Source organism: Collinsella sp., assembly GCF_052346665.1.
Taxonomy (GTDB): Bacteria; Actinomycetota; Coriobacteriia; order Coriobacteriales; family Coriobacteriaceae; genus Collinsella.
The window spans coordinates 35,198-46,129 of sequence record NZ_DAWDUX010000015.1; the positions used below are offsets into that span (position 1 = coordinate 35,198).

At 62.7% G+C, this 10,932-nt stretch carries 9 protein-coding genes; 6 read left to right on the top strand and 3 right to left on the bottom strand.

Translation table 11 applies throughout. The annotated features are described in order from the left end of the window. Positions 1-385, bottom strand: a 385-nt coding sequence (locus ACT8II_RS04180) for a MurR/RpiR family transcriptional regulator (RefSeq protein ID WP_443813050.1), incomplete at its 3' end; no start/stop codon positions are given. A gap of 213 nt (positions 386-598) precedes the next feature. Here ACT8II_RS04180 and ACT8II_RS04185 point away from each other — a divergent pair. From ACT8II_RS04185 to ACT8II_RS04210, 6 genes are all read left to right on the top strand, one after another. Next, entirely contained in the window at positions 599-2,641 is a 2,043-nt protein-coding gene (locus tag ACT8II_RS04185; RefSeq protein ID WP_118653275.1) for a fructose-specific PTS transporter subunit EIIC, read from the top strand. A gap of 106 nt (positions 2,642-2,747) precedes the next feature. Then, complete coding sequence (locus tag ACT8II_RS04190; RefSeq protein WP_118653277.1) at positions 2,748-3,680, top strand: 1-phosphofructokinase family hexose kinase; 933 nt, start codon at positions 2,748-2,750, stop codon at positions 3,678-3,680. 301 nt (positions 3,681-3,981) lie between these two features. After that, positions 3,982-5,148: a pyridoxal phosphate-dependent aminotransferase gene (locus ACT8II_RS04195; protein ID WP_118653375.1), complete on the top strand. Its 1,167-nt coding sequence runs from the start codon at positions 3,982-3,984 to the stop codon at positions 5,146-5,148. Between the two features lie 148 nt (positions 5,149-5,296). After that, positions 5,297-6,247, top strand: a complete 951-nt coding sequence (locus ACT8II_RS04200) for an L-lactate dehydrogenase (RefSeq protein ID WP_118653279.1) — start codon at positions 5,297-5,299, stop codon at positions 6,245-6,247. A 178-nt stretch (positions 6,248-6,425) separates the two neighbouring features. Further along, positions 6,426-7,655, top strand: coding sequence for a DUF2974 domain-containing protein (locus tag ACT8II_RS04205; protein ID WP_294123295.1), 1,230 nt, complete (start codon positions 6,426-6,428; stop codon positions 7,653-7,655). Between the two features lie 426 nt (positions 7,656-8,081). After that, on the top strand, positions 8,082-9,089 hold the full coding sequence (locus ACT8II_RS04210; RefSeq protein ID WP_294123297.1) for a nucleoid-associated protein: 1,008 nt from the start codon (positions 8,082-8,084) through the stop codon (positions 9,087-9,089). 113 nt (positions 9,090-9,202) lie between these two features. Here the strand turns inward: ACT8II_RS04210 and ACT8II_RS04215 are convergent, their stop codons facing one another. Then, positions 9,203-9,760, bottom strand: coding sequence for a PTS sugar transporter subunit IIA (locus tag ACT8II_RS04215; protein ID WP_118653283.1), 558 nt, complete (start codon positions 9,758-9,760; stop codon positions 9,203-9,205). Between the two features lie 149 nt (positions 9,761-9,909). Beyond that, positions 9,910-10,920: a P1 family peptidase gene (locus ACT8II_RS04220; RefSeq protein ID WP_118653285.1), complete on the bottom strand. Its 1,011-nt coding sequence runs from the start codon at positions 10,918-10,920 to the stop codon at positions 9,910-9,912. Between the last annotated feature and the right edge of the window lie 12 nt (positions 10,921-10,932).

Consider the following 10,932-nt stretch of genomic DNA (forward strand, 5'->3'; position numbering starts at 1 on the left):
GGTCGACCACGCGGCGCATGGTCGCCTCATCGAGCGCGTCGAGCGTCGAGGCGATCTCGAGCTGCTTGGCGTTTTTGATGTTCGCGAGCGATTGGGCGAAGTCGCCGAGCGAGACCTCGCGCGTGACCTGCTCATCGTCCTGGACAGCGAGGTCGCGGGCAAGGGAAAACTGGAACGAGCGGAAATTCTTAAAGCCGAGCTTCCTGCAGAGGCGGGACACGGACGCCTCGGACGTGCTGCTGGCACGGGCGAGCTGCGCCGAGGTCATCTGGGGCGCGCGATCGGGGTTGGCCAAGATGAAGTCGACGATGCGCTGCTCGCTGTCGAGGAAGCGACGGCTTGAGGTGATGAGCGGGAGTGCGCTCGGAAGATCTTGGGCGGTCATGACTCTCCTTAGGGGGTTGCCTTTCCTTTATGATACCCAATGACTGATTTCTTTCATTAACAATGCCGTAAATGGAAGATTCTTGCCGTTCACGGCTGTTGAAATACCTTTCACAGAAGATTTAATATATGAAAGAAACCAATCAAACCGCTGCATGGTAGATTGAAGCTGTCAGAAAGCACCGAAGGGGTGCACGAGAAGTAGGGAGGGAACATGGCAGAGAAGTACGACATCATCGCTGCCACAGGCTGCCCCACGGGCATTGCCCACACCTTCATGGCGAAGGAGGCGCTCGAGAAGGCTGCGGCCGAGCGCGGCCTTACCATCAAGGTCGAGACCCACGGTCAGGTGGGCGTCGAGAACGAGTTGACCCAGGCGGAGATCGCGGCCGCACGCGCCGTCGTGGTCGCCGCCGACAAGGACGTCCAGGCCGAGCGTTTCGCCGGTAAGCCCATGGTTTCCGTTGGCGTCTCTAAGGCGATTGCCGTCGAGCCCGCCGGAGCCCTGATCGACGCAGCCCTCGCCGCCAAAGCCGATCCCGCCGCTGCGGCTGCGGTCGCCGTCGCCGAGACCGCTGAGGCCGAGAAGGAATCGATTGGCCATCAGCTCTACAAGCACCTCATGAACGGCGTGTCCCACATGTTGGTGTTCGTCGTCGCCGGCGGTGTCCTCACGGCCATCTCGTTCCTGTGGGGCATCACCTCGTTCGACTCCACCGCGGCCGACTACAACACGTTCGCCGCGATGCTCAAGACCATCGGCGGCACCGCCATGAACCTCATGGTTCCTGTGCTCGCCGCCTACATCGCCGAGTCCATCGGCAAGCGCCCGGCGCTCGTCCCCGGCTTCGTGGCCGGCATGATCGCCATCCAGGGTCTTCCCGTGAACCCCGCGACCGGCCTCATCGACGCCGGCGGCTCCGGCGTGGGCTTCGGCTTCCTCGGCGGTATCGTGGGCGGCTTCCTCGCCGGCTATGTCATCCTGCTGCTCGAGAAGGTCTTCGCCAAGCTGCCCGCCAACCTCAACGGCTTGAAGGCGATTTTCCTGTACCCGTTGTTCTCGACGCTCATCGTCGGTCTCGTGATGCTCGGCATCTCCGGTCCGATGGTTACCATCAACAACGCCATGATGGACTTTCTGCGTAGTCTGCAGCACGCCGGCGCCATTCCGCTGGGTATCGCCATCGGCTGCATGTGCGCCGTCGACATGGGTGGCCCGGTCAACAAGGCGGCCTACGTGACCGGCACCATGCTGCTGGGCGCCGGCCTCGAGGCTGGCGTGGGCACCGCGGAGTACGCCGACGGCACCGCGTTCATGGCTGCCGTTTCCGCTGCCTGCATCGTTCCGCCGCTGGTCACGAGTTTCGCCGTCATTGCCGGCAAGAAGTACTTCTCCCAGGAGGACCACGATGCCGGCATCGTCAATATCATCTTGGGCTGCACGCACATCACTGAGGGCGCCATTCCGTTCATGACCAAGAACATCTGGCCGGTCATGCCCATCACGATGCTCTCCGCGGCGATTGCTTCCGTGCTTACCCTGCTCTTGGGCGTTCACGTGCCCGCTCCGCATGGCGGCTTCTTGGTCCTGCCCGTGGTCGATGGCGGCCTGCAGTGGGTCCTCGCCATCCTCGCCGGCACGGTCGTGGGCGGCATCCTGTTCACCGCGTTCAAGAAGGCCGAGTGGACGAAGGCCCAGCGTGAAGCCACGGCCGAGGTGGCGGTCAACGATGCCCCCGCTCCTGTCGACGCTACCGCTGAGGCGGCTGAAGCCCCTGCTGAGGTTCCCGTTGACGCCGACGACTCCGAGGGCTTTGTGAAGGACTCCGATGTCCTGTCCGCCACCGATCTTGACCGCGACGGTGCCCTTAAGGCGATCACCGCCCACGCTGTCGAGGCTGGTATCGCCAGCGACTCCGATGCCCTGCTCGCCGCGTTCCTCAAGCGCGAGTCCGAGGGAACCACGGGCATGGTCGATGGTTACGCCATCCCGCATGCCAAGACCGATGCGGTGGTGCGTCCCGCGGTGGTCGTGCTCAAGGCCGCAGATGGTGTCGCCGCGTGGGATACCATGGACGGCGCTCCTGTGACCTGCGCCATCGCCCTGCTCGTGCCGGAGTCCCAGGCGGGCACCGCTCACCTACAGATCCTTTCCAAGGTCGCCACGGCCCTGACCGACGATGTCTTCCGCGCCGCCTGCAAGGCCGAGGACGATCCCGCGAAGGTCGCCGGTCTTATCAACGAGCGACTGGCGTAGGACTTCCTCGCAACGCTTGCCTGTCGGTCGGCGGCGCACCTCACCGCGCCGCCGACCTTCTCATTCATTGCCCTCTGTGCCCGAGGTCGTAAGAAAGGGGCGGCACATGATCTACACTCTCACTCCCAATCCGGCCATCGACTACAACATCTGCTGCGATGGCCTGCAGCCAAATACGGTCACCCGCACGCGCGATGCCGTGTACACGCCCAACGGCAAGGGCCTCAACGTCTCATTCACCCTCGACCACTATGGCGTCGATACGGCGATTCTGGGTTTCTTCGCTGGATTCTCCGGCCGCTACATCGTCGAGGGCGCGCGTGAGCTCGGCGTCGGCGTCAAGCCTGTTTGGACCGAGGGCATCACGCGCGTGAACGTCTTTTTAAATGCCGGCCCCGATACCGAGTACAACATGGTGAACGCCGGTGCCGCGATCACCGCGGCGGACGAGCAGGCCATGTTCGACCTTATCAGCGGGCTTGAGGACCTCGACTGCCTGGTGATCTCGGGTTCGCTGCCGCCGAATGCTTCCGAGGGCTTCCTGCGCGGCGCCATCGAGCGCGTTCGCGCGAAGGGCGCCCAATTCGTACTCGACATCTCGAGCCCTCAGCTCGCTGAACTTCTCGAGCTCGAGCCGCTGCTCATCAAGCCGAACGATGACGAGCTTCGCGACATCTTCGGTATCGACGTCACCGCCGGTGATGATGCCTCCGTGGCGGACGCTATGGCGGAGCTGCATGCTCGTGGCGCGCAAAACGTTCTGCTCACGCTTGGTGGTGCCGGAGCGTATTTCTCAAATGGGGAGCACTTGTGGTTCTCCAACCGCACCTTCGATGTGGAAGTCCGCTCCACGGTGTGCGCCGGCGACTCCTCGCTCGCTGCCTTCCTTTCCATTTGGTTTGCCGAGCGCGACCGCGTGGAGGACGCGCTGCGCCGTTCGATGGCGACGGGCGCCAATGTGGTCGAGTGTGCCGGACTGGGCGACTTCGCCCATGTTGAGGAGTACGAGAAGAATATCGAGGTCCGTCAGGTCAAGTAGCGGGACGCTAGTTTCGACCCTTGGTGGCTATCGGGCCCGGCCATGCTCATTGTCCAGTGGAACCGCGTTTTGGCCTCGTCGAATCGTTCGGCGGGGCCTTATTTTCCCCGTTCGTTCCCCTCTGGGGGCAACAGGCGCATAATGGATGAAGCGCCCAACGTGGTGGGGTTGCCGATCCCGTCACGGGGCCTCGCGTCCGTGCGTCGGCCGTCGCCCTTGAGTAGGCGCGCGGCACCGCATGAGATCGAACGCCCCGAAGGCGCACGACATGCAACCGCTGCGCACGAGAAAGGACCAGTTCATGCAGTTCTCAAGCCGTCTCGACCGCTTTGGCGCCGAGGTGTTTTCCTCCCTCAACGCCCGCCGCGTCGCCCTCGAGGAACGGGGCCGTACGATCTACAACCTTTCTGTGGGTACGCCTGATTTCGCCCCGTACCCGCATGTCGTGGAGGCGTTGACCGAGGCCGCTCAAGATCCGCAGATGTGGAAGTACTCCCTGCGCGACGTGCCTGAGCTCAAGCAGGCGGTGTGCGACTACTATGCCCGTCGTTTTGGCGTCGAGGGCATCACGCCCGACATGGTAGCCTCGTGCAATGGCACGCAGGAGGGCGTGGGGCATTTGGGCCTCGCCTTGCTCGACCCGGGCGATACCATTCTCGTACCCGATCCGTGCTATCCCGTCTTCGAGGCGGGCGCTAAGATCGCCGACGCCGAGCTCGCCTATTACCCGCTCGATGCCGAGCATGATTTCCTGCCGTACGTGGCGGGCATCGACCCCGCGGTGGCGGACCGCGCCAAGTACATGATCGTCTCCCTTCCGGCAAACCCCGTGGGGTCTGTGGGCAACGATGCCCTCTACGACGAGATCATCGCGTTCGCGCGCGAGCACGACCTGCTCATCGTCCACGACAACGCCTACTCCGACATCGTCTTCGACGGCCCGCGCGGCGGCACGTTCCTCGCGCATCCCGGCGCGCTCGAGGTTGGCGTGGAGTTCTTCTCGCTTTCCAAATCGTTCAACGTCACGGGCGCGCGCATCGGCTTTTTGGTGGGTCGCCCCGATGTGGTCGCCGCCTTTGCCAAATTGCGTAGCCAGATCGACTTCGGCATGTTCCTGCCCATCCAGAAAGCCGCCATCGCCGCGCTCACCGGACCACTTGAGGAAGTTGAGGAACAGCGCCTCACGTATCAGGAACGTCGCGACGCCCTGTGCGATGGCCTCGAGCGCCTGGGTTGGGAGCGCCCCAACGCGCATGGCTCCATGTTCGTATGGGTCAAGTTGCCCGGTGGCCGTACCGATTCGATGGCATTTTGCGAGGAGCTCATGGAGAAGGCCGGGGTTATCGTGACGCCCGGTGCAAGCTTTGGGCCCCACGGCGAGGGGTATGTCCGTATGGCGCTCGTTCTGCCGCCTGAGGGCCTCGAGCGCGCCGTCTCCGCCATCGAGGAGGCGGGTATTTTAGGGTAGGTCCCAGCGGGGGCATGTCTTATAATCGGTTTTGCAAGTTTTCACAAGTGCAAATTCGGCGAACGTGTCGAGTGGTACCGTGAAGTGTCGCAAATAACGTAATTGGTAATTGCTCGCATGGGTCGAGCATTGGAAAGGAAGTATTCACATGGTTAACGATCGTAAAGTCGCCGTGATTGGCTGCGGGTTCGTCGGCTCGTCCTCGGCATTCGCCCTTATGCAAAGCGGCCTCTTCACCGAGATGGTCCTCATCGACGTCGACCGCAACCGCGCTGAGGGCGAGGCTCTCGACATCGCCCACGGCGTCTCCTTCGGCAGCCCCATGAAGATCTACGCCGGCGACTACTCCGACGTCTCAGACGCCGCCGTCATCGTCGTTACCGCCGGTGCCGCCCAGAAGCCCGGCGAGACCCGCCTCGACCTCGTTAACAAGAACGTCGCCATCTTCGGCAGCATCATCCCCCAGATCCGCGAGAGCGGCTTCAACGGCATCCTGCTGATCGTCTCCAACCCGGTCGACGTTCTCACGTACGCCGCCATCAAGATGAGCGGCCTGCCCGAGCGCCAGGTCATCGGCTCGGGCACCGTACTCGACACCGCCCGCCTCAAGTACATGTTGGGGGAGCACTTGAGCGTCGATCCGCGCGACGTTCATGCCTACATCGTGGGTGAGCACGGCGATTCCGAGGTCGCCGCTTGGTCCAGCGCCACGGTCGCCGGCGTGCCGCTGAATGATTACTGTGAGCTGCACGGTCATTTTGACCATAAGGCCGCGGAGGCTCGTATCGCCGATGATGTGAAGAACAGCGCCTACGAGATCATCGAGAAGAAGCGCGCCACCTATTACGGCATCGCCATGAGCGTGCGTCGCATTTGCACCGCCATCATGCGCGATGAGGACACGGTCCTGCCGGTATCCAGCCTCATGGTGGGAGAGTACGGACTCAACGACCTGTGCATCTCCGTGCCGACCGTCATCGGCCGCAACGGCGTGGTGACGCGCGTTCCCGTCGCCCTGTCCGATGATGAGAACGCCGAGTTCCAGAAGTCCGCCGCCGCCCTCAAGGCCATCATCGACGACGCCGGTCTCAACGACTAACGTACTTGTGGGGACGGGTGCATAGTGTGTGCGTCCCTCGTCGAGAGCATGTCCAGGCCCCCGGTTCCCTAGCGGGAGCCGGGGGTTTCTTTCGCCCGCGCCTCGTCGCCGTGGGCTTTTGGGTGCACGCACGGGCTAGAATGGTCCAAACGGATGGTCGATGGGAGGCGGACGCTCCATGGAAGAAAAGGGAAAGCTGTCGCTCAAGGCAAAACCCGCCGGGAATTTCCTGGATTACGTGCGTACGGCCATGGATACGTTCGAAGAGCGTCCCCTGTGTACGGTCGACAGCCTGGTGTTCTCCTGGCTCTCCTACACGCACGTGGGGCCTGAGCTCACGCGCGCGTGCACGGTGCGCGGGGTCGCCCTGCATGAGCTCCTCCGAGCTGAGGATTTCGACGATATGTTCGGAACGAGCTGGGATGTACAGGGCAGCCGGGACCTCCTATTCGCCGTATGCGCGAGCCCGCGGTTTCGGTCGTGCCGCCTGTCCATCTTGCGGTTCAGGACGGACAACGTGAGCGAGGAGCAATTCGCCGCCATGACGTTTCGGCTTCCCGACGGTTCGTCCTATATCGCGTTTCGCGGGACTGATTCCACCGTTGTGGGCTGGAAGGAAGACTTCAACATGACCTTCCTGAGTCCCGTTCCCGCCCAGGAGGAGGCTGCCGCATATGTAGACGATGTTGCCGAGCTGACGTCCGGCACGTTGTACGTGGGTGGTCATTCCAAAGGCGGAAACCTCGCGGTGTACGCCGCCGCCATGTGCGTGCCCGTGCACCGGGAGCGCATCCGGCGCGTATTCTCTCACGATGGTCCGGGATTCCATCGCGAGTTCTGCGCCGCGGAGCCCTATCGTCGCATTATGCCCATCATGGAGAAGACGGTGCCCAAGTCGACCATGATTGGCGCCGTGCTTTCCGAGGCGCCGGATTTCACACCGACTATCGTCGAGAGTGACGGCATGTCGATGCTCCAGCACAATCCCTTCCTCTGGGCCGTGGACGTCGATGCCGCCGAATTCGTGCGGGCAGATGGCTATACCGCATCATCACGGCTCTTCGATGCAACCCTCGACGCATGGATGGACAAGTACACGCTCGCCGAGCGCGGTAGGTTCGTCGATGCGCTCTTCGACGTCATCGGCGTGACGGGTGCCACGCATTTTTCGGATATCATGGCGGATCGCAAGACGAATGTGCCGCTCATGCTCAATGCCGTCGAAACGCTCGATGAGGACCTGCAGCAGTTCGTTAAAGACGTGGTCATATCGTTCGTGAAAACGGCGACGGTCGAGCGTGCCGCGGGGGCGGCGAGCGGCATCATCGACTCCCTCAAGAGCGCGCATCCAGCCTTTGGGGCAATTGCGCAGCGTGTTGGCGATGGGGAGATGAACGTCCGGTCGTGACGGGGCGATCGCTCCTTCGGCAACGCCTCCGATGATAATGACTTTCATGCTCGGTTCCTTTCGTTGGGGCCCCGGTGGTTGTCGGACAATCTGGTGTGTACAGGTGGACCGGATGTAGGCATCGCGGGTTGCGGGAGACGTGGGGCTTTTGGACGATGCGACACCTCTGGCGGTAAGAATGTCGAAAATCCTCCGGTTTTCAGACTCTGTTATCAACATTCTTACCCTCGATTGGCAAGTAAGCATGCCGACGGTGCCTCGTGGTTGCGCTAGCCTTTCGCTTGCATCGGGGTGTGCGCCCCGGGTGTCCTATCGGTATCTACCATACGCAAACGCCGTCTCCTTGTCTGTGACTTCGTCACCAAGGCGCTGCAAACAGCCGCGGGTATAATGGCGAAGTTCGGATGATACAGAAGGGACCGCTTCGTGAAGATCAACCACGCCATCCTGCATATCCTCGACTTCGACTCCGCCGTCAATGTGCTGAGCGAGCGTGAGCTCGATTTCGATACCCGTGCCGTGCGCTCATTCGTGAGCTCCCATTTGCGTCGAGCCCGCACGAGCGTCGACAACCGCCGCGCCGCCTTCGCGCAGGACAGCGCGTTTGCCGGCGAACTCAAGGGGTATTTCTTCGGCGATCGTGAGTTCGTCGATCTCTCGCAGCAGATCGCGGAGTTCTTCGCCTCCGAGCTCTCGAAGGCTGACAAGCTCGAGTCCACCGACGTGCTCGTGGCCGATTTCGAGGACGACGACGATGTGCGCTGGTTCGCGGTTCTACTCATGGCGAGCCGCACCGCGTTCATGCACGAGGTGGCGCGTGAGGGAGGCGAGGTTCGCAACGACATCGCCAAGCGCTATGCCATCCTGCCCGGGCCCTCGCAGAAGGTATCCTCTTACGCGCTCGTCCGTGCGAGCTCCATGGAGGCGTTCTACGTGGATAAAAAGCGCAAGATCATGGGCGAGGACACGTTCGTGATTCCCGATGGCCTGCTCCAATGCGAGGGTGGCGTCTCGGGCAAGGAGGTCATCGAGGCGGTGACCCGCATCGTCGAGGAGGTCGCCGAGGAGCATGGGGCGAACACCGCGGTGGCACTCGCGAAGGCGAAGGCCGCCGTCGCCGAGAAGGTCGAGGTGGATGAGGAGATCGCCCCCTGGGATATCGCCGAGGACATTTTCGAGGACGAGCCCGTACTCAAGGAGCGTGTGGAGGAGCGCGTGCGTGAGGAACGCCTACCCGAGCGCGTTGCCGTCGAGCGCGCCGTGGTGGAGCGCGCACCGGTGCGTAATCATAAGATCCGCACCGATACGGGTATCGAGATCAGCTTCCCTGCGGAGATGCTCAAGGACACCGAGTACGTTCAGTTCGTGAACGAGCCCAACGGCCTCATCTCCATCGAGCTGAAGAACATCGGCAGCATCGAGAACAAGAGCTGATCGTCTAAGGCGAAAGGTTGCCAAACGGCCCGGAAGGCGTAACGAACGTACTGCCTTCCGGGCCGTATGCGTGCCCGGTTCTTGCTGAAACGGGACGTTAGATGCGGAGCGGATTACTTTACGAGCATGAGTGCATCACCGACCTTGACGAGCGGGCGTCCGCCAAGCAGTGTGTTGGAGGAGCCCACGAGGTCGATGGACTCGAGCTCATCGGGGTTGCTCACCACGCAGGTGACCACGTCATCGCAGCCCGCGGCCTTGATTGCCTCTTGATCGAAGGACAAGATCGGCTGCCCGGCAACGACGATATCGCCCGCCTCGACATAGCGGATGAAGCCCTTGCCGTCCATGTTGACGGTGTCCAGTCCAATGTGGACGAGGATCTTGGCACCTCCCTCGGTGAGCATGCCGATGGCGTGGTTGGTGACGGTGACCGCGTCAATGCGGCCGTTTGCAGGTGCGTACACGACGTTGCCAACGGGCAGGATGCCGTAGCCCTTACCGAGTAGCCCCTGGGCGATGGCTTCGTCGTCGATCTCCTTTTGGCTCACGAGCATACCCGAGATGGGCGCATACACGGTGTCGCCGCGCGTGGCGAACATCGCCGGCACCGGCGTTTGGGCATCGTCGGTGCTGTGGAACACGCTGGTGATTTTGGAGATAAAGCTCATTGATTGCCTCCTGTGGCGAGCGATGCGCGCCGAGTCCTTCGGCGCTTAAGACGTGTTAATCCTAGCCGATTTCGGGCTCTCGAGCGGGGACGCGGCAAGCGGAGCGGCCAACGGTCGCGTCATCGCCATATCATGGCGCAGGCCGGCGATTATGAAGCGGCGAGATCGCGGTGGGCCGGCAGGCCATGCAGCCCCGTAGCCTCGGTACATCCGGCGACGATAGCCGCCTCGAGCGTCCTGGTCGCCATGAGTCCGAGAAGGTCGATGGGGATTGCGGCGCTCGTCTCCTCATCGAGCTCGCCGCTCGCGAGGATGTAGATCGTGTCGCCGTCATTGCTGGTGTGGGTGGGGCGGATGGTATGCGCATAGGCGTCCGCCGCCATTTGGGCAACCTTGGTGGCATGTGCCTTGGTGAGGTGTGCGTTCGTCACGATGCAGGAGATGGTGGTGTTCGTGCGGTCGAGCGGCATGGTCAGCTGCTCCGCCATGTCGAGCATCGCTTCCTCCATGTCGACGATCTCGGCTCCGTCGGTGCTGGTGCGCATACCCGCGATGGGGGAGAGCGTCGCGGGATCAATCACGTTGCCCACGGCGTTTACCGCAGAGATGGCTCCCATCTGAAGAGCGCCCAGCTGGAAGGCGCGTGCGCCAAGACCCGATTTCATGCAGCGGTCGGGTCCGCCGAGTTTGCCTACGGTGGCTCCGGTGCCCGCTCCGACGCATCCTTCGGCAAGGGGGAGCGATGAGGGTGTGACGAGCGCCTCGCGCACCGCCATGGCGCCGTCGAAGCTCGTGGGGCGCGCATGAGGGTTGGCGAAGGCGAGGTCGAACAGGCAGCTGGAGCACACGATGGGAACACGGCCTACGCCCACATCGAGCCCGATCCCGTGCTTCTCGAGCTCGGTGGCGGCTCCGGAAGCGGCCTCGAGTCCAAATGCCGATCCGCCGCTCAGTATAACGGCGTGCACCTTGTCGACGGTGTTTTCCGGCCTAAGTAGGTCTGTTTCGCGTGACGCCGGTGCCGCGCCGCGCACGTCCACACCACCCGTCGCCCCTTCGGGCGCGATGATCGCGGTGCACCCGGTGCCTCCAGCTCGGTCCGTGTAATGCCCGAACTTGAACCCCGGGATGGACGTGATGGGAATGGGGGTGAGGCTCATATCAAATCCGTT